This is a genomic window from Rhizobium sp. Root482 (assembly GCF_001426565.1).
Taxonomy (GTDB): domain Bacteria; phylum Pseudomonadota; class Alphaproteobacteria; order Rhizobiales; family Rhizobiaceae; genus Pararhizobium.
In genome coordinates, this window is the sequence record NZ_LMFA01000023.1 from 171078 (window position 1) to 195688 (window position 24611).

Sequence of the window (24611 nt, forward strand, 5' to 3'; positions counted from 1 at the left end):
CCCTATATCAAGTCGCAGATCAGGAGTGCCCGCGCCATGACCTTGTCCAATCTTCCGCCGCTCGTCACCGTGTTCGGCGGCTCCGGATTTGTCGGCCGTCACGTGGTGCGGGCGCTGGCCAAGCGTGGTTTCCGCATCCGCGTCGCTGTCCGCAGGCCGGATCTCGCCGGCTTCCTGCAGCCGCTCGGTAATGTCGGGCAGATCTCCTTCGTCCAGGCGAACCTGCGCTATCGTTCATCGGTCGATGCGGCCGTTGCCGGTGCCGATCACGTCGTCAATTGCGTCGGCATCCTGTTCGAGAGCGGTCGTAACAGCTTTGATGCCGTCCAGGATTTCGGCGCCCGCGCGGTCGCCGAGGCGGCCCGCAATGTCGGCGCAACCCTCACTCATGTTTCGGCGATCGGCGCCGATGCCGATGGCGCCTCCAGTTATGCCAGCAGCAAGGGGCGGGCAGAGCGCGCGATCCTGCAGATCGTTCCGGATGCCGTCATCCTGCGGCCGTCGATCGTCTTCGGGCCGGACGACGGCTTCTTCAACAAATTCGCCGAAATGGCCCGTTTCTCGCCGGTCCTGCCGCTTGTGGGCGGCGGCAATATGGCGTTCCAGCCGGTCTATGTCGCCGATCTCGCCGAGGCGATCGCGCTGTCGGTTGAGGGCAAGGTCGCGCGCGGCCGCATCTATGAAATCGGCGGCCCGGAGGTCCTCACCTTCAAGCAGTGCCTCGAAACCATGCTGCGGACCATCAACCGCAAGCGGCTGCTCCTGCCCTTGCCGTTCGGTATCGCCTCGATGGTCGGCTCCGTCGCCTCGATGATACCCTTCGTGGCGCCGCCGCTGACGGCGGATCAGGTGACGCTCCTGAAAAACGACAATATCGTCTCCGCCGAGGCACAGGCCGAGGGGCGCACGCTGCAGGCCTTCGGCGTGGATCCGGTGTCGGTCGAAGCGGTGCTGCCCACCTACATGGTGCGCTACCGTCCGCAGGGCCAATACACCGGTTCCGGCAGCGCTGCCTGACATTCAGGCAAGGATGAAACCTGTTTATAGAGAGACCGTCGGCAAGTGCCGGCGGTTTCTTTTTGTCTGCCGCCGATCAAAACGTTGCAGTTCTGCCGCACCTGAAAAAGTGATTGATCTTTACCGTCGATTCAACATGTCCCGATATTGATTACGGCGGGTCCAGCGCATAGACAGCAGCCGCGCCGCATCCTCCGGTTTGGGGAAAGACCGGCGCCGTCATATCATCTCGAGAGGCATAAATTTCATGGGCAAGTCGATCGCAATTTTCTTTGCGTGCGCGGCACTTATCGTCCTGGCTGGCTCCTTCGCTGCACCGAAGACCGTTGCGGGCCATCATGGCGATTGCAGCCCGGCCTATGGGGTCGATCCTTGCACCACGGCGTCGATCGGGGCGATTGCCGTCAATTAGGATTTTTCGCGAGAGCGGACAAGTTTATGGCGGGGGCCAGGAACCGCATGCAGCCTTGAAACAGGATGCATGCGGTTTTTTTTCAGCCGACGAGCCAGAGGCCGATCAGGCCCGCGCAGCCGACGATGATGCGCCAGATGGCAAAGGGCGCAAAGCCCCGATTGGAAACGAAGTTCAACAGCGAACGCACGACGACGAGGGCGGCGAGGAAGGCCGCGATGAAGCCGAAGGCGATCAGCGAGACATCGTTGAAATCCAGCGCATCGCGGTTCTTGTAGAGATCGAGCGTGAAGGCGCCGAGCATGGTCGGCATGGCCAGGAAGAAGGAAAATTCCGCCGCCGAACGCTTGTCGGTACCCATTAGCAAGGCACCGGCAATGGTTGCACCGGAACGCGATGTGCCGGGAATCATCGCCAGGCATTGGCAGAGGCCGATTTTAAGCGCGAGCGACGGTGGATAATCCATGACGTCGCGATATATCGGCTTTAGCGGCAGCCGGTCGATTGCATAGAGAATGATGCCGCCGACGATCAGCACGATGCAGATCAGCATTGGCGTTTCGAACAGGACGCTCTTGATGAAGCCATGCGCGACGGCGCCGATCACGGCAGCAGGCAGGAAGGCGAGAATGATCGAGAGGACGAAACGCCGCGCCTTTTCGCTGGATGGCAGGGCCATGGCGATGGCGAGCAGCCGCTGGAAATAGACGAGCAGGATGGCGAGAATCGCGCCGAGCTGGATCAGCACCGCAAATGTATTGCCGGGTGATTTGAAGCCGAGGAAATGCCCCGCCAGCAGCACATGCGCCGTCGATGATACGGGGATGAATTCGGTCAGGCCCTCGATAAGGCCGAGAATGAGTGCGCTGATGATCGACTGGTCGGCCATGAATTAAGCATCCCTGAAGCATTGGAGATTAGGGTGAACCACTGACGGCTTGGCTGATTCGCTTGTGTTTGCGCCAGCAAGTTTCTATAGCTTTTTCGAACGCGCCGTGGCCAGCCGTACCGCCGTGACAATCCATTCCCTCCCGAACGAACTGACGAAGCCCGATATCCCATGCCGACACTTTATCACCACCCCATGTCCACCGCGTCCCGTTTCGTCCGGCTGATCCTGTCGGAATACGGCTATCAGACGGAACTGGCGGAAGAGCAGCCCTGGGAAAAACGGCGCGACTTCCTGTCGCTTAATCCGGCCGGCACGCTGCCGGTCTATGTCGATGACAGCATGCGCGCCCTTTGCGGAGCAACGGTGATCTCCGAATATCTCGACGAGACCAATGGCGTGCTGAAGCGCGATCGCAGGCTTCTGGCGGAAGACCCGTTCCAGCGCGCCGAAATCCGCCGGCTGGCCGAATGGTTCCTGCAGAAGATGGAGGCCGATGTGACCCGGCCCTTGGTGCGCGAACGGATTTTCAAATTGCAGATGACGCCGGACCAGGGCGGCGGTGCGCCGGATTCGAAGATGTTGCGCACATCCCGCTCCAATATTCGCCAGCATCTGAAATATCTGGCTTGGCTTGCCGGCTCGCGCACCTATCTGGCCGGCGACCGCCTGTCCTATGCCGATCTTGCCGCCGCCGCCGCCGTTTCGGTGCTGGATTATCTCGGTGAGATCGACTGGTCGGAAGCGCCGGCCGTCAAGGATTGGTACCAGCGGCTGAAATCCCGACCGTCCTTCCGCCCGCTGCTTGCTGAACGGGTGCGTGGCGTCACGCCCGTCTCCCATTATGCCGACCTCGATTTTTGAGAAGGCGACCATGCCCGGCGATGCGCTCCATCAGGAGAAGCACGAAAAGCGGCGCCGCACCCTTACCGGTTTCCTGAAGGACGAAGCGCGGGACAAGGGCTTCGACGTCTGCCGGGTGACTCTTCCCGGTGCCATTCCCAAGGCACCGGAGCGCCTTGCCGATTTTCTCGGCCAGGGATTTCACGGCACGATGGAATGGATGGCGGAAACCGCCGAACGCAGAGCCGATCCGCGCGTCCTGTGGAGCGAGGTGCGCTCGATCGTGCTGTTCGGCATGAACTACGGGCCCGACGAGGACCCGCGCGCCGTTCTCGCCAAGCCGGATCGCGGCGCCATTTCCGTTTATGCGCGCAACCGCGACTACCACGATCTCGTCAAGGGCAAGCTGAAGGAAGTGGCGACGCGCTTTGCCGCCCGCGCCGGCGAGGACGTCAAGGTCTTCGTGGACACCGCGCCGGTGATGGAAAAGCCGCTGGCCGAGCAGGCGGGCCTTGGCTGGCAGGGCAAGCACACCAATCTCGTCAGCCGGGATTTCGGGTCATGGTTGTTTCTCGGCAGCCTGTTCACCACAGCCGATCTCCTGATCGACGAGCCGGAACAGGATCGTTGCGGCTCGTGCCGCGCCTGTCTCGATGCCTGTCCCACCAGTGCCTTCCCGGCGCCCTACCGGATCGATGCGCGCCGCTGCATTTCCTATCTGACGATCGAGCACAAGGGGGCGATCGACCCGGCCCTGCGACCTCTTATCGGCAACCGCATCTATGGCTGTGACGATTGCCTTTCCGCCTGTCCCTGGAACAAATTCGCGGCAACCGCCTCGCAGATGAAGCTGCAGGCGCGCGAAGACCTCAAGGCGCCGCCGCTCTCCTTTCTGCTGACGCTGGACGACGCAGAATTCCGCTCCTTCTTCTCCGGCTCGCCGGTCAAGCGCATCGGCCGCGACCGCTTTATCCGCAACTGCCTGATCGCCGCCGGCAATTCCGGCGACCGCGCGCTCTTGGACCTGTGCCGCACGCTGGCGCGGGATGCATCCGCGACGGTGCGGGCAATGGCTGTCTGGGCGCTGTCTCGGCTGCTGGCCCCGGACGAATTCTCCGACTTTAAGGCGACGGGGCAGGGCGAGGCCGATCCTGATGTGCTGGCCGAGTGGAAACTGGCCGAACGGAACCCGATAGGAGTTGTCTGATGCATGTTCTGATCCTGGGCGCCGGCTTCTCCGGCAAGGCGATCGCCAGGGAATTTCTGCCGCTGGCGCAATCCGTGACCGGCACCACCCGCTCGGCCGACAAATGCGCGGCCCTTGTCGAATTGGGAATTGATGCCTTCGTCTATGACGGCGTCACCATATCGCCCGAGCTTGCGGCGGTGATGAGGAAAACGACCCATCTGATCCAGTCGATCGCGCCGGGCCGCGATGGCGATCCGATGATGCGCGGTCAAGCGCCCTCGCTTGCCGGGCTGATGCCCAATCTCCAATGGGTAGGCTATCTTTCGACCATCGGCGTCTATGGCGACCGCGGTGGCGAGTGGGTGGATGAGGAAGCCTCGCTGGAGCCGGTTTCCGAGCGTTCGGTGGAGCGTGTGGCGGCCGAGCGCGCCTGGCTCGCCTACGGGCGGGAGGCCGGTATCCCTGTCGCGGTGCTGCGTCTCTCCGGCATCTACGGGCCTGGCCGCAATGCCTTCTGCAATCTTGCGGCCGGCACGGCCCGCCGGCTCGTCAAGCCCAATCAGGTCTTTAACCGCATTCGCGTCGAGGATATCGCCGGTGCCGCCATTTTCCTGTCCGGCCGTTCGATCGGCGGCGTCTTCAACGTGACCGATCACGAACCGGCACCGCCGCAGGATGTGGTGGCCGAGGCCGCACGGCTCATGGCGATTGCCCCGCCGCCCGAGACGCCGTTCGAGACCGCCGAACTCACGCCGATGGCCCGGTCCTTCTATGGCGAGAACAAGCGTGTTTCCAATGCGCGCTTGAGGAACCTGGGCTTTGCTTTCCGCTTTCCCGACTATCGGATTTCGCTAGCGGATTTGTGGAATAGCGGAAATTGGCGCGGCTGATCTATGCAGTAAAGATGTCTGCGGATAGTCTATCATGTTAGTGGCATATGTGGATTGTTGCCGGCCCTGAAGTGTAGGCTGCACAAATCGATTTATAAGCGTTCCCGATGATAGTTTAGCACTCTCTATTTTGCCAAATTTCCACAACCTATAAGGGAATAAGGTTTTTATTGTGCCGCAAGAGGCGGAATTACCGCCAATTTCAAAAAATTGAATCATTTCCGAGCGGGAATGCCTGCTAAGGTCCCTGCGGGTTTGTCCTTTTCAGATGAGGCCTTGATTCCAAAGGTGTTAATACGGAATCTTACAGAGATTCAAAATTTCGTAATTTTAATTTTTCGTAGATCGTCAATATTTCCTAATAAGAGTTTAAGGGTTGAAGCACGTTTTCGCCATTTTTGGCGCTGACAAGGCCATTCTTCGCAAGACTTCACTGAATTTTTCAAACGAAGGGGGCATCTTTGCTCAAGACGAAATTCGCGTCTGCTGCAATGGCAGCACTCTTTGCCTTGGGGGCAAACATCACATCTGTCACGCCAAGCCACGCCGCCGGTTCAAACTGTGGTGGCGCGTCCTGGTATGCGCTCACTTCGCGCACCGCGTCCGGTGAACGGATGAATGCCAAATACCTGACGGCCGCCCATCGCAGCCTGAAATTCGGCACCAAGGTTGCCGTCACCAACAAGCGCAACGGCAAGACCGTCGTCGTGCGTATCAATGACCGTGGCCCCTTCATTCGCGGCCGCGTTATCGATCTCTCCAAGGCCGCCGCATCCCATATCGGCATGATCCGCTCGGGAACGGCCAGCATCTGTTACCGCGTCGTCGGTTGATTGAACGCGCCCACCCGGATTTGGTTCCGGCCGGGCTGATCCGTCGGGAAGGCGCTGTTCCATCCCGACCGCGATCTGCTTCGGTCCAAGCTGCGTCGGTCCGGCCTGCTCCGAATTGCTGATCGCGGCCATTCCGTCTTGCTCTTCCGCGCCATCCTCGCTACCACGGCGGAAAATGGAGTTTGAAAGATGCGACTGGGTGGCAGGCTCGCTGGAGCCATTGAGGTCCTTGCCGATATCGAGACGCGCAAGCGTCCGGTAGCCGATGCCCTCAAGGACTGGGGCCTTGCCCATCGTTTTGCCGGTTCCGGCGATCGCGCCGCCATCGGCAACATCGTCTATGATGCCCTGCGCATGAAACTCTCGCATGCCTGGCTGATGGACAGCGACAAGGCGACGGCGCTCGCCCATGCGGTGCTGTTTCGCCAATGGGGCCTTTCCCGCGATCAATTGGCCGGCGAACTGGAGGGCGACAAGTTCGCGCCCGAACCCCTGACCGACGAAATGGTCGCCGCCTTTTCCAGCCGCAGCCTCGATGACGCGCCGCTCCATGTCCAGGGCGATATCCCCGAATGGGTACAGACTTCCTTCGAGGAGAATTTTGCGGAAGACTGGCTTGCCGAGGCGAAGGCGCTGGCCGGACGCCCGGCGCTCGACCTGCGCGTCAACACGCTGAAGGCATCCCGCGAAAAGGTTCTGAAGGCGCTGGAGCGCAGCGGCGTCGCACCGACCGCCATCGCCCGGCATGGCATGCGCGTGGAGGCCGGCGAAGGTCCGTCGCGGCTGCCCAATGTCACCGCCGAACTGTCGTTTCAAAAGGGCTGGTTCGAGGTGCAGGATGAAGGCTCCCAGATCGTCGCGGATCTCGTCATGCCCCAGGAAACCGACCAGGTTCTCGACTATTGCGCCGGCGGCGGCGGCAAGACGCTGGCCATGGCGGCGGCCATGCACAACAAGGGGCAGGTGCATGCCTATGATGCCGACCGCAGGCGCCTTGCGCCGATCATCGAGCGGCTGAAGCGCGCCGGTACCCGCAATGTCCAGGTTCATGACCGGCTGGAAAGCCTGGTGCCTTTTGCCGGAAAGTTCGACCGGGTGCTGGTGGATGCGCCCTGTACCGGCACCGGCACCTGGCGCCGTCGCCCGGATACGAAATGGCGGCTCACCCAGAAGAACCTTGAAGAGCGCCTTGCCCAACAGCAGGAGGCGCTGGCAGGCGCTGCCACCTTCGTACGCCCCGGCGGTCATCTGATCTATGTCACCTGTTCGGTGTTGCCGGAAGAAAACGAGGGACAGGTCTATGCATTCTGCGAGGACAATCCGGAATTCGAAATCCTCTCCGGCGCCGATGCCTGGGCCGATCTGTTCGGCACGGACAAGAAGCAGCCCTGGTCGGCCGACATGAAGACCGTCACCCTGACGCCTGCCTCCACCGACACGGACGGCTTCTTCTTTTGCCTGATGGGCCGCAAGGCCTGATCGGCTTGCGCGGCAGCGGTCGTGCCGCACCCGTCCCAATGGGGCCTCTTAAACTATACACTTTGACACAAGTTTAGTTTTGGTTCATGAAAACCCGGCTGAATAGCCAAGACCTTGTTTGCGGTTGCGCATTGCGCGACCGCCATGAAGGCGGCGGGAACACCGAACTCGTTTCGGAAAAAAAGGACCAGGAGAGGCCATGACCACATCATTTCTTCGCAAATCCGTGCTGGCGCTTGTCGCTGCAACGTCGATGCTGGCCTTGCAGCCGGCCCATGCGGCGGCCGACGCTGCCGCCGTCGTCAAGCATTATGCAGACGTGGCCCATGCCAAATATTCCGACGCGCTTTCGACCGCCCAGGCGCTCGACACAGCCATCGATGCGCTGATCACGACGCCGAGCGATGCGACACTGAAGGCAGCGCGCGAAGCTTGGCTTGCGGCGCGTAATCCCTATCAGGAAACCGAAGTTTATCGCTTCGGCAATCCGATCGTCGATGAATGGGAAGGCAAGGTCAACGCCTGGCCGCTCGACGAGGGCCTGATCGATTATGTCGATCCGAGCTATGGCGTGGAAAGCGACTCGAATGCGCTGTTCACCGCAAATGTCGTCGCCAACAAGGCGGTGAAGATCGACGGCAAGGACGTCGATGCCACCAATATCACTCCGGAATTCCTGTCCGGCACCCTGCAGGAGGCAGGCGGTATCGAGGCGAATGTCGCCACCGGCTACCACGCCATCGAATTCCTGCTCTGGGGCCAGGACCTGAACGGCACCGGCAAGGGCGCCGGCAACCGCCCGGCAACCGATTTCGACACGAAGAACTGCACCAACGGCAATTGCGACCGCCGCGCCGCCTATCTGAAGGCCGCAAGCGATCTGCTGGTTGCCGATCTCAAGGATATGGCCGAGAAATGGGCACCGGAAGGTGCTGCCGCCAAGGCTGTCGAGGGTGATGCGAAGGCTGGCATTTCCGCCATTCTCACCGGCATGGGTTCGCTTTCCTATGGCGAGCTGGCCGGCGAGCGCATGAAGCTCGGCCTGCTTCTGCATGACCCGGAAGAAGAGCATGACTGCTTCTCCGACAACACCCACAACTCGCATCTGCATGACGCGATCGGTATCCAGTCTGCCTATACCGGTGACTATACCAAGGTTGACGGCACCAAGCTGTCCGGTCCTTCGCTTTCCGAACTCGTCGCCGCCAAGGATCCGGCGCTCGACAAGGAAATGAAGGACAAGCTCGCCACCACCGTCGCCGCCATGGAAGCCATGGCCAAGCGCGCCGAAACGGTCGAGGCCTATGACCAGATGATCGGCGAGGGCAACGCCGAGGGCAATGCCACTGTCCAGGCCGCCATCGACGGCCTCGTTGCGCAGGCGAAAGCCGTCGAGCGGGTGATCGCGGCTCTCGAATTGGGCACGATCGAGCTTGAAGGTTCCGACAGCCTGGATAATCCTAACGCCGTCTTCGAATAAGAAAAAAGGCGGGCCGCCGCCTGGCGCGCGGCCCGGTTTCAGAATGCGTATTCTGCGCCCACAGCGCCTTGTTCTGCCGCTTGCCCTCGCACTCGCTTGCGCGGGCGGCGGCTTTTCGGTTTTTGGCGGGAATGCCGTGGTCGAGGCGGGTCACCCCCCTCTGTCACTGCAAGACATCTCCCTCTCAAGGGAGGAGATTGGCTCCGAGCCAGCCGTGATTTCCGCAGGGCGAGAGGTCGCCACATCGATCTCCCCCCTTGAGGGGGGGATGCCCGACAGGGCAGAGGGGGGTAAAGCCTCGGCAGCAGAAAGCGATGCGGTGGAAATGCATGTCGCTCCAAGCCGCGACGATCTTTCCGAAGCCGACCAGGCCCGCGTCGAACGGGTCACCCGGCCCACCGCGGATTTTTCCAAGGCCGAAAAATTCGAAGCCATGTCCGGCGGCGCCGGCACCTCCATCGCCTCCGTCAATCAGGACAGTTTCTCGCAGTTTTCGGCCAATATCACCTTTGCCGAGGAAGAAAGCTTCAAGCTCGGCAATGCGCTGTTTCGCAAGCTCTGGGTATCCTCGCCCTCCTCGACCCAGGCATCCGATGGCCTGGGCCCGCTCTATAATGCGCGCGCTTGCCAGTCCTGCCATCTGAAGGACGGGCGCGGGCGCCCGCCGGAAGGTGCGGCGGACGCGACATCGATGTTCCTCAGGCTTGCCCGCGCCCCGAAAACCGAGGCCGAGCGCCAGACGATCGCAGCCCACACCGTCCTGAATTTTCCCGATCCCGTCTATGGCGCCCAGTTGCAGGACAGCGCCGTTCCCGGCCTTGTCGCCGAGGGCCGGATGAAGATCAGCTATACCGAGACAAGCGTGACATTGAGTGGCGGCGAAACGGCCTTTCTGCGCAAGCCGCATTATTCGGTCGAGCAGCCCGGCTACGGCGCCCTTGATGCCACCACAACCCTGTCGCCGCGCGTAACCCAGGCGATGACCGGGCTTGGATTGGTCGAGGCGATCCACCCCGCCGATATTCTCGGCCATGCCGACGAAGACGACAGCGACGGCGACGGCATCAGCGGCAGGCCGGCGCTGGTGCGCGATCCCACAACCGGCGAACTCACGCTCGGTCGCTTCGGCTGGAAGGCCCAGAGCGCGTCCGTGCGCCAGCAAAGCGCCGAAGCCCTTGCCACCGATATCGGCATCTCCTCTCCGGGCGCGCCGCGCAGCCATGGCGATTGCACGGAGGCGCAAACCGCCTGCATGGCACTGGCCGATGGCGTCCAGCCGCGGTTGGGTGACACGGAAGCGCCCGATCCGGTTCTCGATCTCATCGGCTTCTATTCGCAAAATCTCGCGGTGCCGGCGCGGCGCAGGGCGAGCTTAGAGGAAACGTTGGCCGGCAAGAAGATATTTTATGAAGCCGGCTGCATTTCCTGCCATGTGCCGAAATTCGTCACCCGTCGCGATGCCGGCAACAAGGCCCATGCCTTCCAGTTGATCTGGCCCTATTCCGATTTTCTCCTGCACGACATGGGCGAGGGGCTGGCCGATGGACAGCAGGTGGGCGTAGCCTCCGGCAGGGAATGGCGCACGCCGCCGCTTTGGGGTATCGGTCTGACTGAGACGGTGAGCGGCCACACCTTCTTCCTGCATGACGGTCGCGCCCGCAACCTGACGGAAGCCATTCTCTGGCATGGCGGCGAGGCGGCAGGCGCGCGGGATCGTTTCGCCGCCCTTGAAAAAGCCGAGCGGCAGGCCCTGATCACATTCCTGGAGTCCCTTTGATGCATTATCGGCCCCTCCTGCTTCTAAGCCTCCTTCTCGCCCTGTCGCCGCTTGCCGCCGCCGCGCAGGAGCCGGAAGACGGCGCGTCGCCGGCCGGAGGGCTCAAGCTGGAGGCCGTCCCAGCCGTCATGCAGAAGGCCGTCGACGATTTCATCCGTCCCGGTTACCGCGACCTTCTGGAGGGAACGGAAGCCGTTGCCGAGGCCGCGCATATGCTGTGCGAAAAACCGTCCGAGGAAACATTGGGCGACGTGCAGATGACCTTCGACGAACTCGTCCAGCAATGGTCGACGATCGAGATCGTCCGTGTCGGACCGGCGATCGAGAACAATCGTTTCGAGCGTTTCCTGTTTTTTCCTGACCGCAAGAGCACCGGCTTGAAGCAGGTCCAGCGCATCCTGGCGACGCAGGATCAAACCGCCCTGTCGGCGGAAACGCTTGAGGGCAAGAGCGTCGCGGTCCAGGGTCTCGGCGCGCTGGAATATGTGCTCTACGGGACGGGTGCGGAAGATCTCACCTCGGACCCGAACGGCTTTCGGTGCCGCTATGGTGCTGCGATCGCCGACAATCTGAACTCCGTCGCCGCCGAGCTTCATGCAGAATGGGAAAAGCCCGACGGTATCCAGGCTGCCTGGAAACAGCCCGGCCCTGACAACCCGGTGTTCCGGAATGGCAAGGAGGCGGTGACCGAACTGCTCGGCATTCTCGTTCATGGCGTCGAAAGCATCAGGGACCAGCGTCTGCGGCCTTTCTATGCCGGCATTATCAAGGGGGTGCCGGACAAGGGCCATCCGAAGCTGGCGATCTATTGGCGCTCCGGCAATACGATGCCGGCCTTGTCGGCGAATTTCATGGCGCTTCAGACCCTGTTCAACGCTGCCGACATGCAGGCCCTGTTTCCCGAGAAGGACCGCCCGGTCGCAGGCGCCGTCAACTACGTGCTGCAGGCGATCGTCGACGATGCCGATCAGATCGACCTGCCGATCGACGAGGCGATCACCGACGAGGAGCAGCGCGGCAGGCTCAACCGCATTCTGCAGAACACCAATGATGTCCTGCAGAGATTGAACCTGGATTTCGCTGCCGCCATCGGCCTCGGCACCGGCTTCTCCTTTGCGGATGGTGATTGAAGCTCGAGATGAAAAACGGCACGGATCCGATAGACAGGCGCGTCTTCCTGAAAATGGCTGGCGCCGCCTGGGCGGCGAGCCTTGCGCCGCAGGCGGCCTTTGCCCTGTCGCGTACCGATGCGGTCTATGCCTCGGCGTTCATGTCGCCCAGTGGCGCCTATGGCGTGGCGGTGTTGACCGAGGAGGGCGCGATCATCGAGCAGATGCCGCTGCCGGCCCGGGCGCACGGCATGACCTATTCGCCGGCAACCGGCCGCGCTGTTGCCTTTGCGCGCCGGCCCGGCACCTATGCAATGATCTTCGCGCCTGATGGGAGCGCACAGCCGGTGGTCATCACCGCCGGAGAGAACCGGCATTTCTACGGCCATGGCTGCTTTTCGGCGGATGGGCGCCTGCTCTATGCCACCGAGAACGATTTTTCCGGCAATCGCGGCGTGATCGGCGTCTATGACGGAACCGATCGCTTCGCCCGGATCGGCGAATTTCCCTCCCATGGCATCGGCCCGCATGACATGACCCTGTCGGCCGATGGTACGATGCTGGTTGTCGCCAATGGCGGCATCGAGACCCATCCGGATTTCGGCCGCACCAAGCTCAATCTCGATCATATGGCGCCCTCGCTGGCTCTGGTGGATACGGCGACAGGCGGGCTGATCGAGCGTCACGCGATGCCCGACAACCTTCGCCGGCTCTCGACCCGCCATGTCGATATCGGTGCCGATGGCAGGGTCTGGTTCGCCTGCCAGTATGAGGGCCCGCGCAACGACCTGCCGCCGCTTGCCGGCTCGTTTTCGCTGGGCGAGGACATCCGCTTTCTCGAATTGCCGGAAAGGGCCACGCAGGCGCTTGCCAATTATGTCGGCGCCATCGCCGTCAATCGCCGCGAAGGCCTTGTCGGCCTGACCTCGCCCAAGGGCGGAACCATGGTGACGGTAGATGCGAAGACGGGGTTAGTGCGCGGGCAGGAGAGGCTGGTCGACGCAGCCGGTATCGCGCCTGCGGAGCATGGCTTCATTGCATCCTCCTATGAGGGCGCGCTCGGAGGCACGCAAAGCGATGTGGCCTGGGACCAGCATATCGTCCGGCTTGGCGCGCTCTGATCCGCTCGCCGTCAAATTTGCAACCTGCCTCTGGCGATCGTGCCCGCGGGTCCTATCTCTGGCCGCATGAACCGTATTCTCGTCCATATCCTCTTCATTGTCGCCGTTCTCGGCTGCGGCCTGTTCATCGGCATCAACAATATTCCCGGCGAATGGTATCAGTCGCTGGTCAAGGCCTCGTTCAATCCGCCGAACTGGATTTTCGCGCCGGTCTGGTCGATCCTCTATGTCATTATCGGCTTTGTCGGCGCCCGCACCTTCCTCAATCACCGCCATTCCGCGTCCATGCGGTTCTGGATCGCGCAGATGATGTTCAATTTTGCCTGGTCGCCGCTGTTTTTCGGAGTGCATGAAATCGCGATGGCATTGATCGTCATCATCGCTCTTCTGGTCTCCATTGTTGGTTTCATCGCTACCAGTTGGAACCGGGATAGGCTTTCGGCGCTCCTGTTTACGCCCTATCTCGCCTGGGTGACCTTCGCGACCTTGCTCAACGCATCGATTTTCCTCATGAATTGAGGCTTGTCCTGCTTTCCACCCCATGCAATCTTTCTCCGCCGCGCGCAGGGCGCCGTGACCATGAGGGGCAATCGTTCAGGCTGATGGAAGACTGGCATCCGGCGGATTTCCGCGACCGCATCCGCAAGAGTTTCGGCAGGCAGGCCACCATGGCGACGATCGGCGCCGAGCTGACCCTGGTCGAACAGGGCACGGTGGAGATCGAGCTTGCCTTCGATGCAAGGCTGACGCAGCAGCACGGCTTTCTGCATGCCGGCATCATCTCGGCGGCACTCGATGCGGCCGGAACCTATGCCGCCTATTCGGTGATCGACCCGGACGCTTCGATCCTCACCATCGAGTTCAAGGTCAATCTCCTGTCGCCGGGTCGCGGCGAGCGCTTCCTGTTTCGCGGGGAGGTGACCAAGCCCGGCACGACGATCATCGTTTCGGATGGCCGGGCCTATGCGATTTCGCCGGACGGCCCGGCTAAGCTGGTCGCCTCGATGACGGGAACCATGATGGTGGTTCGCGGTCGAGAGGGGATCGAGGGATGAATTTCACGCTGAAACAGGTGGGCGGCAGGACGCTGCTCTACGTCATGGCCGTCGATGCCGAATATGGCCCGCATCTGCGCCAGCGCATCACTCCGCTGATGACCGGCGTCGGCCCGGTCGAGGCGGCGGTGGCACTCACCCGCGCGCTGGCCGGCCTCGAAGGCGGCGCTGGCCTGCCCGATCTCGTCGTTTCGCTCGGCTCCGCCGGGTCCGCAAGGCTCGAGCAGGCCGAGGTCTACCAGGCAGTCTCGGTCGCCTATCGCGACATGGACGCCTCGCCGCTCGGTTTCGAAAAGGGCGCGACCCCGTTTCTCGATCTGCCGGTTGTCGTCGATTTGCCACTGCGCATTCCCGGCGTGAAAGAGGCGAACCTCTCGACCGGTGCCAACATAATATCCGGCGCGGCCTATGAAACGATCGCCGCCGATATGGTGGAAATGGAAACCTTTGCGATCCTGCGCGCCTGCCAGGCTTTTCATGTTCCCCTGATCGGCCTGCGCGGCATTTCCGACGGCAAGGCCGAACTGAAACATGTCGGCGACTGGACGGAATATCTGCACGTGATCGACGTGAGGCTGGCCGCGGCCATCGACACGCTGGAAAAAGCCCTCGAAACCGGCGAAATCGCCCTTTAGGGCTCAAAATTGTCGGGGTGCAATGTAATTCATTGCGCTTGGGGGCGCCTTTATTTAAAGCCTCGCCTAGTTCCCCACATATTCAAAGCCAGCGGAAGCGTTTCATGACCGAGACAGTCCATCCCGATACCGTTCTCATCATCGATTTCGGCAGCCAGGTCACCCAGTTGATCGCTCGGCGCGTGCGCGAGACCGGCGTCTATTGCGAGATCGTGCCCTTCCAATCGGCGGACGAGGGTTTCAAGCGGCTGAAGCCGAAGGCGATCATCCTATCGGGCAGCCCCGCCTCGACGCTGGAGATCGGCTCGCCGCGCGCGCCGCAGATCGTGTTCGACAGCGGCCTGCCGGTTCTGGGCATCTGCTACGGCCAGCAGACCATGTGCGAACAGCTCGGCGGCAAGGTCGAGGCCGGCCATCACCGCGAATTCGGCCGCGCCTTCATCGAGATCGACAGGGAATGCGCGCTCTATGACGGCATCTGGGCCGTGGGCTCGCGCCATCAGGTCTGGATGAGCCACGGCGACCGCGTCACGGCCATTCCGGAAGGCTTCCAGGTCGTTGCAACCTCTCCGAATGCGCCTTTCGCCTTCATCGCCAATGAAGAGAAGAAATTCTATGCCGTGCAATTCCATCCGGAGGTCGTGCACACGCCCGATGGTGCCAAGCTGCTTGCCAATTTCGTCCACAAGATCGCCGGCCTGAAGGGCGACTGGTCGATGGCCGCCTATCGCGACAAGGCCATCGCCAACATCCGCGCCCAAGTCGGCGACAAGCGCGTCATCTGCGGCCTCTCCGGCGGCGTCGATTCCTCCGTTGCCGCCCTTCTGATCCATGAGGCGGTCGGCGACCAGCTGACCTGCATCCTCGTCGATCACGGCCTGATGCGCAAGAACGAGGCGGCGGACGTCGTCGCCATGTTCAAGGAGCACTACAACCTGCATCTCGTTCACGTCGATGCTTCCGATATGTTCATTAATGCGCTGGAAGGCGAGAGCGATCCGGAAACCAAGCGCAAGACGATCGGCCGGCTGTTCATCGACGTCTTCGAGGCGGAAGCCAAGAAGCTCGGCGGCGCCGATTTCCTCGCCCAGGGTACGCTCTATCCGGATGTCATCGAAAGCGTCTCCTTCACCGGCGGCCCCTCTGTCACCATCAAGTCGCACCACAATGTCGGCGGTCTGCCGGCTCGCATGAATATGGCCCTGGTGGAGCCGCTGCGCGAACTGTTCAAGGACGAGGTGCGCGTGCTCGGCAAGGAGCTCGGCCTGCCGGATTCGTTCATCGGCCGCCATCCCTTCCCGGGTCCGGGGCTTGCCATCCGCTGCCCGGGCGGCATCACCCGCGAAAAGCTCGAAATCCTGCGTGAAGCCGACGCCGTTTATCTCGACGAAATCCGCAAGGCCGGGCTTTACGACGCCATTTGGCAGGCCTTCGCAGTACTGCTGCCGGTACAGACCGTCGGCGTCATGGGCGACGGCCGCACCTATGAATTCGTCTGCGCGCTCCGCGCCGTCACCTCGGTCGATGGCATGACGGCGGATTTCTACCACTACGACATGGACTTCCTCGGCCGCGCCGCCACCCGCATCATCAACGAAGTGCGCGGCATTAACCGGGTGGTCTACGACGTGACGAGCAAGCCGCCCGGCACGATCGAGTGGGAATAATCAGGCGTATTGCGGAGAGTGTCGGATAGCAGGGACATTCGATAGCAGTCGATAGATTCTAGGCGACCTCAGATCTGCCGCTCTGTCGGCGGTCTCTCATTCAGGGGGAGACAACGCAAGACGAAGCGCGTGCGGCTCTTCACGGAGTTCGTATCCCGCAGGCTCGCCGCCTACGCTCCGCTTCTCGCAGGGCTGTCTGTATCGGGCGACTGATCCGGTCGGAAGCCGAGGATTAACGAAAACGCAAGGCGCGCATGCCTTTAGGGAATGCGGGCAATGACCTTGATTTCAAAATCGAAACCCGCAAGCCAGTTTACGCCGATCGCCGTCCAGTTGGGGTAGGGCGGCGCGCTGAATATCTGGTTCTTGACGGCCATGATGGTTTCGAACTGTTTTTCAGGATCCGTGTGGAATGTGGTCACATCGACGATATCGTCGAAGGAGCAGCCGCCTGCTTCCAGCGTTGCCCGCAGGTTGTCGAAGGCCAACCGGACCTGGCGTTCGAAATCAGGTTCGGGCGTTCCATCTGGACGGCTGCCGACCTGACCGGAGACAAAGAGAAGCTCGCCGGAGCGGATCGCGGCTGAATAGCCGTGCGCCTCGTAGAGTGCATGCCTGTTGGCAGGAAAGATCGCTTCGCGCTGCGCCATTTTAAAATTCCTCTGCATCTTTGCTGTTGCATAGGGAGCGGGTCCCGGCCATCCAGGCTCGCAAGACGTCGCACCCTTTGACATACGTCACGTATGGCAGATAGGAATATACGTGCCGTATGTCAATGTGCAGATGCCACGTTTCCCCGTCAGTGGGCGCTCGCGGTCGGCCTGATGATGATCTCGCTGACATCGACATCCGCCGGTTGGCTGAGGGCATAGAACATCGCATCGGCCACCGCATCCGGGCTGATCGCCACCGCGCGCCAGCTGCGCATGGCTTCACGACTTGCCTCGTCGCTGATGGTTTCGGCAAGCTCCGACGTGGTGACACCCGGTGAAATGATGGTGACGCGAATGCGATCCTCCTCCTGCCTCAGCCCTTCGGATATGGCCCGAACGGCGAATTTCGTCGCGCAATAGACGGCGGCCGTCGGGGAAACGCTGTGCCCGCCGATCGAAGCGATATTGATGATATGGCCGCAGTCCTGTGCCTTCATGATCGGCAGTGCCGCGGCAATTCCGTAAAGCACCCCCTTGATGTTCACATCGATCATGCGATCCCATTCCTCGGTCTTCAGCGCCGCCAGCGGTGAAAGCGGCATGACGCCGGCATTGTTGACGATGGCATCGAGGCGGCCGAATTCCGCCACTGCGTGATGGGCGAAGGCCTCGACATCGCCACGATCCGTCACATCGAGGCGTCGCAGTCGAACCGAGCCGCCGCCGGCTTCGATCTCTCCTGCCAGCGTCTCGAGGCGGTCGGTGCGCCGCGCTCCGATGACGACATGGGCGCCGGCGGCTGCAAAGAGGCGCGCGGCGGCTTCGCCGATACCGCTGCTTGCTCCGGTGATGGCGATCACTTTTCCTTCGATCTTGGGCATTTTCGTACTCCTTGAATAATTGTCTGTCCTGCGCGTGCCTCGCCTGGGTTGCGAGCACGCCTTCTTCGTTGAGCCAACGGACTCACTGGCGACGCAGGATCATGCCGCCATGGTGGAGGGTATCCTCGTCCACGAAATCGCCGTCGGCGGTAAACCCGGTATCGTCCCAGTATTCGATATGGGTGCCGTCCACCTCGTAACGCCCCTGATAGGCGCTCTGCCGGTTGCCGCGTGCCTCGTCGTAGCGGCCGTCGGGAAGAAGTTCGTGCCGGACATGGCCGTCATCGGTCGTCCACATGCCGACATAAGGGTGCCGTATCATTTTTGTCTCCTTTGCCTGGTCTGTCTCATTCGTTTCCGCCCATGCCGGCGCTGCAAGGCCCGAGGCCGCTGCAAGAGCCAGGGCAGAAAAGGTCATCGCGGCCATGGCGCCGGAGGGGCGTGCATCTTGCTTCATGTTTTTCTCCTCTGGTCGGGAGTTCGAAAATAGGTCCTCCCATCTTTGCGATCGAGTTGCCAATCGCGCATGCCTTGGTTAGGAATTCTAACCAATGAGCGATGACTTCGAGGGCATTTCGATATTTCTGGCGATCGCCGAGGCGCGGAATTTTCGTGTCGCCGGCGAGCGCCTCGGCGTTACCCGCTCGGCCGTCAGCCAGGCCCTGCAGCGGCTGGAGGATCGGATCGGCGTTGCTCTCGTGCAGCGGACGACACGCAGCGTTCGTCTCACGGAAGCGGGAGAACAGTTTTATACATCTGTGCGACCATCGGCGAAGAATATCCTCGACGCCGTCGAGGCGGTCCGGGATGTGCAGGCCTATCCGGCCGGACTGTTGAGGATTGCCGCCTCCTCGATCGCCGAAAGCTTCATATCGGGCCCGCTGCTTGCCGGCTTTCTCGCGGCCTGCCCGCGGGTGAAACTGGATATCACGATCACCGATGACGAATTCGATATTGTCGAGAAGGGGTTCGATGCCGGTGTCAGGCTGGGCGAGATCATCGAGGAGGATATGATCGCGGTGCCCGTCTCGCCAAGGCAGCGGCAGTGCGCGGTCGCCTCGCCGCTTTATCTCGCGCGCCATGGCGCGCCACGCCATCCGCGCGACCTGGTCGAGCACGCCTGTATCGGCTGGCGGCCAAGACCGGACACTGCGCCCTATCGCTGGGAGTTCACGGAAAACGACCGCGATTTCGATGTTGCCGTCGATCCCGCCGTCACCACCAACGACATGGGCATGATGATCCGCATGGCCTGTGTCGGCGCCGGCATCACATTCGGCATGGCCGAAACCTTCCAACCCCATATCGAGCGGGGTGAGCTTATGCCGCTACTGGAAGATTATTGCCCCTCTTTTGCAGGCTTCTATCTCTATTATCCGAGGCGACACCGACAGCCGCTGAAGCTGCGCGCCCTGATCGACCATATCAGGGCTTTCCGGAAGAACGAGGCGTAGGCGGAGGCGGGCTGCCGAAGACGCTGTTACGCTGGATCACAGGCCGAGCGATTGCTGTGCCGGTTCCGGCGGGCGGAGGTGCACGCCTTCGAGTTCCAGCATGTGGATCTTGGCGGTCGCGCCGCCGGGGGCCGAAAAGCCGCCCACCTTGCCGCCGGCGGCGAGCACGCGGTGACAGGGAATGATCAGCGGCACCGGGTTCTTTGCCATGGCCTGCCCGACGTCTCGCGCGGCCTGCGGACCTGCCCCGAGCGCCTTGGCCAAGGTGCCATAGGTGGTCGTGTGTCCCCAGCCGATATCGCGCAGGGCAGCATAGATCTGCCTGAAGAAGGTCTCTTCCTTCGCAAGATCGAGGCGCACATCCGAAAAATCGACTTCCTCACCGTTGAAATAGCGTTTCACGGCCGCGATGACATCGCTCACCTCCGGTGGCGGCGACAGCGGTTCGGCATCGGGCAGGCGACGGCGAAGGTTTCGCTCCGTCGCCTCGGCACTGCGGGTCGGCAACTGGAACCGCGATATGCCGGCGCTGTTCCAGGCAATGCCGCAATAACCGCCGGTCGTTTCGAAAATCGTGTATTTCTCCATGTCCTCGGTCATGTTCCTGTTCCTTTGATGCGTTCCAGGTCCAGCAGATACTGCTTCACCTCCAGCCCGCCGGCAAAGCCGTGCAATTTTCCGTCGGAGCCGATGGCGCGATGGCAGGGCGCCAGAATCGAGATCGGATTTCGGCCATTGGCAGCGCCCACCGCCCGCGACGCCTTCGGCCGGCCGATCTGCCGGGCAATCTCGGCGTAGCTTCGCGTCGCGCCGAAGGGGATCGTCAGCAAGGCCGCCCAGACCCGTTTCTGGAATTCCGTGCCGGTCATGTCCAGTTCGATGTCGAAGGCGGTTCGCACGCCCGCGAAATATTCGGCCAATTGCCGCTCGGTTTCAAGCAGGACAGGGTGATCGGGATCTCCCACGAGCACGCCGAGGCGCACGCGCTTCGGATCGTCCCGCTCCCACAGGATCGCCGTCAATCCCCTGCTGCTCGCGACCAGCTTTAGCGCGCCCACGGGCGACGCAATTATCTTGTAGCTGTGAACCATGCGTGATCTTCATCCAAATCCGGCGCTCGCGCCACCCGTTTCTTGTCGTTTGCAGCGCTATCAAGTCGGAATTTGCGCTCGTGTCATTCTTCGGCGGGTACAGGCTAAACCTCAAAAGCCCTGGGAATAAATTCATATTGTTCCTGTTTTGTTCTTGACGAAAACACGGACGCGATTATACTGGCTTCATTCAAAAAGGGATGAGGTCTGCCATGCTTGGGAAAGCCGGGAATGAAGTCGTGCGCCGTAATCAACAGTCTTTCGCCTTCGCCGATACGGGCAATCGCCGCGCGCGGAAATTTGATCCGTCGGTAAAAAGCAATCTCTTTCTGGCCGTGCTGCCCGAGCCGGAAACGGCGCTGCAGGCGGTCGAAATCGGCCGTCATCTGTCGCTGGAATTCGGGCTGTCGCGGAATTTCCGTTCGCATGAACTCATGCATGTGTCCCTGAATCCCATCGGCGCCTATCCGCGTCTTCCAGAGGACGTCGTCTTTGCGGTCTGCGCCGCCATGGCCAATGTTCACGCCATGCCCTTCGAGATGAGCTTCGACCGCGCCATGAGCTTTGCCAATGGCTATGCCAGGCCGCTGGTCCTGAGCAGCGCCCTGCGCAGCGAGGAAATGATGGACCTCCATGTGCAACTGGCCAAGGAGATGTGGAGCGCCGGGCTGATATTCTCCTACAATCCGCGATTCCTTCCGCATATGACGCTTCTCTACGACGAAAAAACGGTGCCGGAACGGGAGCTGGCCGAACCGCTCCGCTGGACGGTCCGTGAATTTGTCCTCGTCCATAGTCTGGTCGGCGAGGGCCGGCATGAATATCTCGGTCGCTGGCCGCTGCTTGGATAGGTCAGGTCATTATTCCCCGCTTGAACTTTGATCCGGAACCGGCAAGAAGCATGCAACAACGGCCGAACCGGCGGAGGACAAGCGGTGGATATTTCGGAAATCGTTATCAGGGGAGATACGCCGGGCAGCGAATGGCGCCTACCGGTCATTCGGTTCAAGGGCAGCGATGCGGCGGCGCCATCGGTCTATATCCAGGCGGCGCTGCATGCCAATGAACTGCCTGGCACCGCCCTTCTGCATTTTTTGTGCGAGCGGCTGCGCCAGGCTGATGCCGATGGCCGGATTCGCGGAAATATCACCATCGTGCCGCAGGCCAATCCCATCGGTTCCGCCCAGTCACATTTCGGCGAGATGGAAGGCCGCTTCGATCTCGGATCGCGCACCAATTTCAACCGCGATTTTCCGCTGATCGCGCTTGCCGACCGGCAGACGCTGCTGGACGATCTCGATCGTTACCCGGCCGTCGAGCAATTGAAGCGGCAATTGCTGCATATGGCGCTCGGCGTGGATTTGATGCTCGACCTGCACTGCGACGATGAATCCGCGCAATATGCCTATATCGACGAGGCGTTCTGGCCGGAGGCGGCCGATCTCGCAGCAGCGCTGTCGATGCAGGCGGTGTTCCTGGCCGATGGCGAAAGCAGTGCCTTCGAAGAGGCTGTCGGCTACGCCTGGAAGCGCGCCGATGGCGAGAAGAAGTCCCGGCTTCCCGGCCGTCTTGCGGTAACGGTCGAACTGCGCGGCCGGCGCGACGTCTATCCGGACATGGCCCGCGCCGATGCCGATGGTCTCTGGCGCTTCCTCCTCGGGCGCGGCGTGGTGGACGGGGCGGTGCCGCAGGCCGCGCCGTTCGAAGGGCCGGCCACCCCGCTCGACCATATCGAGATGATCCGCGCGCCGGCCGCCGGCACCATCCTCTTTCATCGCGATGTCGGCGATACCGTCTCCGAAGGCGACCTGTTGGCCACGCTCATCACTGCGCCCGGCATGGCGGATGGTACCATCGACGTCCGTGCGCCGCAGGCCGGGTTGATCGTCACCCGCTGCTCGCAGCGCTTCGCGCGCTTCAAGGCAGACCTGATGAAGATCGCCTGTTCCGGGCCTACAAAGGCGAACCGCAAGCCGGGGACGCTGGAGGATTGAGAGGGGGGCCTGTGAGGCCTCCGTCCATGCTTCAAACGCGACGACGAAAGGTGATCTCTGAATGACGACGATCTACGGCATCCGCAATTGCGACACGATGAAGAAGGCGCGTGCCTGGCTGGAAGGCCAGGGCATCGCCCATGATTTCCACGATTACAAACAGTCGGGCGTCTCGCGCGAGATGCTATCGCGCTGGTGCGCGGCACTTGGCTGGGAAACCGTGCTCAATCGTGCCGGCACGACCTTTCGCGCCCTGCCGGAGGCCGAGAAGGCGGGTCTCGACGAAGACGGGGCGGTGTCGCTGATGCTTGCCCAGCCCTCGATGATCAAGCGACCCATTCTCGATAGGGATGGAGAATTGATCGCCGGCTTCAAGCCGGACATCTATGAAAAGGTGCTGGCGGGATAGGGCCATGTCGAAGACGACCCGTGCGACGCTTGCACTTGAAAAGGCCAAGGCGGCCTTCACGGTGCATGTCTATGATTATGATCCCTCGGCCGATCGCATCGGGCTGGCCGCGGCCGAAGCGCTGGGCGAGGCGCCTTGCCGCGTGCTGAAGACGCTGATGGCGGAGGCGGACGGAAAGCCCGTCTGCGTCGTCGTTCCCTCCGATCGGGAGGTGAGCATGAAGAAACTGGCGGCGGCCTTCGGCGCCAAGGCGGCGAAGATGATGAAGCCTGCCGATGCGGAGCGTCTGACCGGTTATCATGTCGGTGGCATCAGCCCTTTCGGACAGAAGAAGCAGGTTCCGACGGCCATCGAGGAAACGGCCCTTGCCGAGCTCCTGGTCTATATCAATGGCGGCCAGCGCGGCCTGCAGGTGAGGCTGGCGCCGGACGAGGCCCGCAGGGTTTTGAATGCCAGCGCGGCAGCCCTAATCGCCTGATCGCCCCTCAGGTAAAGCGCGAAAGCAGCTTGGCCAGTTGCACCGCGTCCGCATCCGCAAGTTTTCCTCCGATATGGGTCTTGATCGAGCGGGAATAGATCGTCCACATGGCCGCACGCAGGGCGCGGCCCTTTTCGGTGATGACCACCCAGCGCCCGCGGCCATCCGTATCGAACGTCTGCCGTTCGACTAGGGCATGGCGTTCGAGGCGGTCGATCAGTCGCGAGAGATTATATTGCGCCAGCAGCGTGCGCTCCTCGATCTCGAACGGCCGCAGCCGCCCGCCATCGGCACGGTGAAGCTCCCAAAGCACGTCGTACCAGCCAAGCCCCGGCAGTCCGGCCGCCTTGAAATCGGCTTCGATCGCTGCAAGCAGCCGCTGTTGCGCGCGCATCAGGCTGATCCAGGCCTGGGTAATTTCGGCTGACGGCTGCTCCGGCCGGGAAGATGTCTCGCTCATAAATGCATCTACATCTATCTTGACGATCGAGGCAAGAAAATATACATGCATATGCATCTAATGCGGAGCAATATCATGCATTCCAAGCAACTCACTCTCATCAGCCATCATCTCTGCCCCTATGTGCAGCGCGCCTCCATCGTCCTGCCGGAAAAGGGCGCGACCTTCGATCGACGCTATATCGACCTGGCGGAAAAGCCCGACTGGTTTCTGCGCATCTCGCCACTTGGCAAGGTGCCGTTGCTCGCGGTGCCGCGCGGCAGGGCCGATGCGATCCTGTTCGAAAGCGCGGCAATCTGCGAATATCTGGAAGAAACGCTGGCCGGCGCGCCGCTGCATCCGGCCGATCCGCTGGTGCGCGCCCGCCACCGCGGCTGGATGGAGTTCGGCTCCTCCGTGCTTGCCGATCTCTGGGTCTATGAGACGACCAAGGATGCAGCGCAATTCGACCTCAAGCGCCAGGGTCTGGCCGCCAAATTTGCCACGTTGGAGCAGGAGCTGGGTGAAGGCCCCTATTTCGCCGGCACCCGGTTTACCATGGTCGATGCCGTCTTTGCGCCGGTGTTCCGTTATTTCGAACTGTTCGAGACCCTGTTCGAAAGCGGTATTTTCGACGGGCTGGCCCGCGTCAATGCCTGGCGGCAAGCCCTGTCGGAGCGTCCGAGCGTTATTGCAGCGGTCACGCCGGACTATCGCGACCGCTTGCTGGAATTCCTTCACAAGCACGATGCGCATCTTCTGGCGCGCAGCAGGATCGCCGCGTAAACCATGGTGCAAAAGCCTTCTGTTTTGCTG

Annotated in this window: 27 protein-coding genes and 1 pseudogene; 21 read left to right on the forward strand and 7 right to left on the reverse strand. The window is 61.8% G+C overall.

Annotated elements, in window-relative coordinates:
• Positions 1–36: 36 nt before the first annotated feature.
• Positions 37–1017 (forward strand): complex I NDUFA9 subunit family protein, encoded by a 981-nt coding sequence (locus ASD31_RS19420; RefSeq protein ID WP_056337747.1) that lies wholly within the window; start codon positions 37–39, stop codon positions 1015–1017.
• A 494-nt stretch (positions 1018–1511) separates the two neighbouring features.
• Here ASD31_RS19420 and ASD31_RS19425 read toward each other — a convergent pair whose 3' ends face one another.
• A complete protein-coding gene (locus ASD31_RS19425) occupies positions 1512–2318 on the reverse strand; it encodes an undecaprenyl-diphosphate phosphatase (protein WP_056337751.1) in 807 nt (268 codons plus the stop codon).
• Between the two features lie 171 nt (positions 2319–2489).
• Between ASD31_RS19425 and ASD31_RS19430 the strand changes: the two genes are divergently transcribed.
• The 14 genes and pseudogenes from ASD31_RS19430 to ASD31_RS26070 all read left to right on the forward strand — a co-directional run.
• The gene (locus ASD31_RS19430) at positions 2490–3182 is read left to right on the forward strand and encodes a glutathione S-transferase family protein (protein WP_056337754.1); all 693 of its coding nucleotides are present in this window, start codon (positions 2490–2492) and stop codon (positions 3180–3182) included.
• 10 nt (positions 3183–3192) lie between these two features.
• Complete coding sequence (gene queG, locus ASD31_RS19435; protein WP_056338250.1) at positions 3193–4368, forward strand: tRNA epoxyqueuosine(34) reductase QueG; 1176 nt, start codon at positions 3193–3195, stop codon at positions 4366–4368.
• Entirely contained in the window at positions 4368–5240 is an 873-nt protein-coding gene (locus ASD31_RS19440) for an SDR family oxidoreductase (RefSeq protein WP_056337757.1), read from the forward strand. The genes queG and ASD31_RS19440 overlap by 1 nt, the downstream gene beginning before the upstream one ends.
• A gap of 491 nt (positions 5241–5731) precedes the next feature.
• Positions 5732–6073: a septal ring lytic transglycosylase RlpA family protein gene (locus ASD31_RS19445; protein WP_056337760.1), complete on the forward strand. Its 342-nt coding sequence runs from the start codon at positions 5732–5734 to the stop codon at positions 6071–6073.
• A gap of 189 nt (positions 6074–6262) precedes the next feature.
• The gene (locus ASD31_RS19450; protein WP_056337763.1) at positions 6263–7552 is read left to right on the forward strand and encodes an RsmB/NOP family class I SAM-dependent RNA methyltransferase; all 1290 of its coding nucleotides are present in this window, start codon (positions 6263–6265) and stop codon (positions 7550–7552) included.
• Positions 7553–7751: 199 nt separating this feature from the next.
• On the forward strand, positions 7752–9032 hold the full coding sequence (locus ASD31_RS19455; RefSeq protein ID WP_056337766.1) for an imelysin family protein: 1281 nt from the start codon (positions 7752–7754) through the stop codon (positions 9030–9032).
• 268 nt (positions 9033–9300) lie between these two features.
• Positions 9301–10809, forward strand: a complete 1509-nt coding sequence (locus tag ASD31_RS19460) for a di-heme oxidoredictase family protein (RefSeq protein ID WP_156392728.1) — start codon at positions 9301–9303, stop codon at positions 10807–10809.
• The gene (locus ASD31_RS19465) at positions 10809–11939 is read left to right on the forward strand and encodes an imelysin family protein (protein WP_056337772.1); all 1131 of its coding nucleotides are present in this window, start codon (positions 10809–10811) and stop codon (positions 11937–11939) included. Before ASD31_RS19460 ends, ASD31_RS19465 begins: the two co-directional genes overlap by 1 nt.
• Before the next feature lie 8 nt (positions 11940–11947).
• Positions 11948–13039 carry a DUF1513 domain-containing protein gene (locus ASD31_RS19470; protein ID WP_056337775.1) on the forward strand — a complete coding sequence of 364 codons (1092 nt, stop codon included), beginning with the start codon at positions 11948–11950 and terminating at the stop codon, positions 13037–13039.
• 66 nt (positions 13040–13105) lie between these two features.
• Positions 13106–13558 (forward strand): TspO/MBR family protein, encoded by a 453-nt coding sequence (locus ASD31_RS19475; protein WP_056337778.1) that lies wholly within the window; start codon positions 13106–13108, stop codon positions 13556–13558.
• An 83-nt stretch (positions 13559–13641) separates the two neighbouring features.
• Entirely contained in the window at positions 13642–14094 is a 453-nt protein-coding gene (locus ASD31_RS19480) for a PaaI family thioesterase (protein ID WP_056337781.1), read from the forward strand.
• On the forward strand, positions 14091–14729 hold the full coding sequence (locus ASD31_RS19485) for a 5'-methylthioadenosine/S-adenosylhomocysteine nucleosidase (RefSeq protein WP_056337784.1): 639 nt from the start codon (positions 14091–14093) through the stop codon (positions 14727–14729). The genes ASD31_RS19480 and ASD31_RS19485 overlap by 4 nt, the downstream gene beginning before the upstream one ends.
• A 104-nt stretch (positions 14730–14833) precedes the next feature.
• Positions 14834–16396, forward strand: coding sequence for a glutamine-hydrolyzing GMP synthase (gene guaA / locus ASD31_RS19490; protein ID WP_056337787.1), 1563 nt, complete (start codon positions 14834–14836; stop codon positions 16394–16396).
• 102 nt (positions 16397–16498) lie between these two features.
• Positions 16499–16609: pseudogene (locus ASD31_RS26070) on the forward strand (LysR family transcriptional regulator); the annotation flags it as partial.
• Positions 16610–16656: 47 nt separating this feature from the next.
• Here ASD31_RS26070 and ASD31_RS19495 read toward each other — a convergent pair.
• The 3 genes from ASD31_RS19495 to ASD31_RS25605 form a co-directional block, all read right to left on the reverse strand.
• Complete coding sequence (locus ASD31_RS19495) at positions 16657–17046, reverse strand: RidA family protein (RefSeq protein WP_056337788.1); 390 nt, start codon at positions 17044–17046, stop codon at positions 16657–16659.
• 149 nt (positions 17047–17195) lie between these two features.
• On the reverse strand, positions 17196–17930 hold the full coding sequence (locus ASD31_RS19500; RefSeq protein WP_056337791.1) for an SDR family oxidoreductase: 735 nt from the start codon (positions 17928–17930) through the stop codon (positions 17196–17198).
• An 82-nt stretch (positions 17931–18012) separates the two neighbouring features.
• Positions 18013–18387, reverse strand: a complete 375-nt coding sequence (locus ASD31_RS25605; RefSeq protein ID WP_082520636.1) for an Atu4866 domain-containing protein — start codon at positions 18385–18387, stop codon at positions 18013–18015.
• Positions 18388–18481: 94 nt separating this feature from the next.
• Here ASD31_RS25605 and ASD31_RS19510 point away from each other — a divergent pair, with 94 nt between their 5' ends.
• Complete coding sequence (locus tag ASD31_RS19510; RefSeq protein WP_056337794.1) at positions 18482–19384, forward strand: LysR family transcriptional regulator; 903 nt, start codon at positions 18482–18484, stop codon at positions 19382–19384.
• 36 nt (positions 19385–19420) lie between these two features.
• Here the strand turns inward: ASD31_RS19510 and ASD31_RS19515 are convergent, their stop codons facing one another.
• Both ASD31_RS19515 and ASD31_RS19520 read right to left on the reverse strand, forming a co-directional pair.
• The gene (locus tag ASD31_RS19515; protein ID WP_056337797.1) at positions 19421–19984 is read right to left on the reverse strand and encodes a methylated-DNA--[protein]-cysteine S-methyltransferase; all 564 of its coding nucleotides are present in this window, start codon (positions 19982–19984) and stop codon (positions 19421–19423) included.
• Complete coding sequence (locus ASD31_RS19520; protein ID WP_056337800.1) at positions 19981–20475, reverse strand: methylated-DNA--[protein]-cysteine S-methyltransferase; 495 nt, start codon at positions 20473–20475, stop codon at positions 19981–19983. Before ASD31_RS19520 ends, ASD31_RS19515 begins: the two co-directional genes overlap by 4 nt.
• Positions 20476–20714: 239 nt before the next feature.
• Between ASD31_RS19520 and ASD31_RS19525 the strand changes: the two genes are divergently transcribed.
• The 4 genes from ASD31_RS19525 (at position 20715) to ybaK (ending at position 23356) form a co-directional block, all read left to right on the forward strand.
• Positions 20715–21326, forward strand: coding sequence for a 2'-5' RNA ligase family protein (locus ASD31_RS19525; protein WP_162251168.1), 612 nt, complete (start codon positions 20715–20717; stop codon positions 21324–21326).
• An 84-nt stretch (positions 21327–21410) separates the two neighbouring features.
• Positions 21411–22469: a succinylglutamate desuccinylase/aspartoacylase family protein gene (locus ASD31_RS19530; RefSeq protein ID WP_056337806.1), complete on the forward strand. Its 1059-nt coding sequence runs from the start codon at positions 21411–21413 to the stop codon at positions 22467–22469.
• 61 nt (positions 22470–22530) lie between these two features.
• Positions 22531–22878 carry an ArsC family reductase gene (locus ASD31_RS19535; RefSeq protein WP_056337808.1) on the forward strand — a complete coding sequence of 116 codons (348 nt, stop codon included), beginning with the start codon at positions 22531–22533 and terminating at the stop codon, positions 22876–22878.
• A 4-nt stretch (positions 22879–22882) separates the two neighbouring features.
• Positions 22883–23356, forward strand: coding sequence for a Cys-tRNA(Pro) deacylase (gene ybaK, locus ASD31_RS19540; RefSeq protein WP_056337811.1), 474 nt, complete (start codon positions 22883–22885; stop codon positions 23354–23356).
• A gap of 7 nt (positions 23357–23363) precedes the next feature.
• Here the strand turns inward: ybaK and ASD31_RS19545 are convergent, their stop codons facing one another.
• A complete protein-coding gene (locus tag ASD31_RS19545) occupies positions 23364–23873 on the reverse strand; it encodes a MarR family winged helix-turn-helix transcriptional regulator (RefSeq protein WP_056337814.1) in 510 nt (169 codons plus the stop codon).
• 18 nt (positions 23874–23891) lie between these two features.
• Between ASD31_RS19545 and ASD31_RS19550 the strand changes: the two genes are divergently transcribed.
• On the forward strand, positions 23892–24581 hold the full coding sequence (locus tag ASD31_RS19550; RefSeq protein ID WP_056338257.1) for a glutathione S-transferase family protein: 690 nt from the start codon (positions 23892–23894) through the stop codon (positions 24579–24581).
• Positions 24582–24611: the final 30 nt, after the last annotated feature.

Bases quoted from the DNA above. Each gene is read 5' to 3' on its own strand.
- ASD31_RS19420 (WP_056337747.1), top strand. From the start codon at position 37: ATGACCTTGTCCAATCTTCCGCCGCTCGTCACCGTGTTCGGCGGCTCC.
- ASD31_RS19425 (WP_056337751.1), bottom strand. From the start codon at position 2,318: ATGGCCGACCAGTCGATCATCAGCGCACTCATTCTCGGCCTTATCGAG.
- ASD31_RS19430 (WP_056337754.1), top strand. From the start codon at position 2,490: ATGCCGACACTTTATCACCACCCCATGTCCACCGCGTCCCGTTTCGTC.
- queG (WP_056338250.1), top strand. From the start codon at position 3,193: ATGCCCGGCGATGCGCTCCATCAGGAGAAGCACGAAAAGCGGCGCCGC.
- ASD31_RS19440 (WP_056337757.1), top strand. From the start codon at position 4,368: ATGCATGTTCTGATCCTGGGCGCCGGCTTCTCCGGCAAGGCGATCGCC.
- ASD31_RS19445 (WP_056337760.1), top strand. From the start codon at position 5,732: ATGGCAGCACTCTTTGCCTTGGGGGCAAACATCACATCTGTCACGCCA.
- ASD31_RS19450 (WP_056337763.1), top strand. From the start codon at position 6,263: ATGCGACTGGGTGGCAGGCTCGCTGGAGCCATTGAGGTCCTTGCCGAT.
- ASD31_RS19455 (WP_056337766.1), top strand. From the start codon at position 7,752: ATGACCACATCATTTCTTCGCAAATCCGTGCTGGCGCTTGTCGCTGCA.
- ASD31_RS19460 (WP_156392728.1), top strand. From the start codon at position 9,301: ATGCCCGACAGGGCAGAGGGGGGTAAAGCCTCGGCAGCAGAAAGCGAT.
- ASD31_RS19465 (WP_056337772.1), top strand. From the start codon at position 10,809: ATGCATTATCGGCCCCTCCTGCTTCTAAGCCTCCTTCTCGCCCTGTCG.
- ASD31_RS19470 (WP_056337775.1), top strand. From the start codon at position 11,948: ATGAAAAACGGCACGGATCCGATAGACAGGCGCGTCTTCCTGAAAATG.
- ASD31_RS19475 (WP_056337778.1), top strand. From the start codon at position 13,106: ATGAACCGTATTCTCGTCCATATCCTCTTCATTGTCGCCGTTCTCGGC.
- ASD31_RS19480 (WP_056337781.1), top strand. From the start codon at position 13,642: ATGGAAGACTGGCATCCGGCGGATTTCCGCGACCGCATCCGCAAGAGT.
- ASD31_RS19485 (WP_056337784.1), top strand. From the start codon at position 14,091: ATGAATTTCACGCTGAAACAGGTGGGCGGCAGGACGCTGCTCTACGTC.
- guaA (WP_056337787.1), top strand. From the start codon at position 14,834: ATGACCGAGACAGTCCATCCCGATACCGTTCTCATCATCGATTTCGGC.
- ASD31_RS19495 (WP_056337788.1), bottom strand. From the start codon at position 17,046: ATGGCGCAGCGCGAAGCGATCTTTCCTGCCAACAGGCATGCACTCTAC.
- ASD31_RS19500 (WP_056337791.1), bottom strand. From the start codon at position 17,930: ATGCCCAAGATCGAAGGAAAAGTGATCGCCATCACCGGAGCAAGCAGC.
- ASD31_RS25605 (WP_082520636.1), bottom strand. From the start codon at position 18,387: ATGAAGCAAGATGCACGCCCCTCCGGCGCCATGGCCGCGATGACCTTT.
- ASD31_RS19510 (WP_056337794.1), top strand. From the start codon at position 18,482: ATGAGCGATGACTTCGAGGGCATTTCGATATTTCTGGCGATCGCCGAG.
- ASD31_RS19515 (WP_056337797.1), bottom strand. From the start codon at position 19,984: ATGACCGAGGACATGGAGAAATACACGATTTTCGAAACGACCGGCGGT.
- ASD31_RS19520 (WP_056337800.1), bottom strand. From the start codon at position 20,475: ATGGTTCACAGCTACAAGATAATTGCGTCGCCCGTGGGCGCGCTAAAG.
- ASD31_RS19535 (WP_056337808.1), top strand. From the start codon at position 22,531: ATGACGACGATCTACGGCATCCGCAATTGCGACACGATGAAGAAGGCG.
- ybaK (WP_056337811.1), top strand. From the start codon at position 22,883: ATGTCGAAGACGACCCGTGCGACGCTTGCACTTGAAAAGGCCAAGGCG.
- ASD31_RS19545 (WP_056337814.1), bottom strand. From the start codon at position 23,873: ATGCATATGCATGTATATTTTCTTGCCTCGATCGTCAAGATAGATGTA.
- ASD31_RS19550 (WP_056338257.1), top strand. From the start codon at position 23,892: ATGCATTCCAAGCAACTCACTCTCATCAGCCATCATCTCTGCCCCTAT.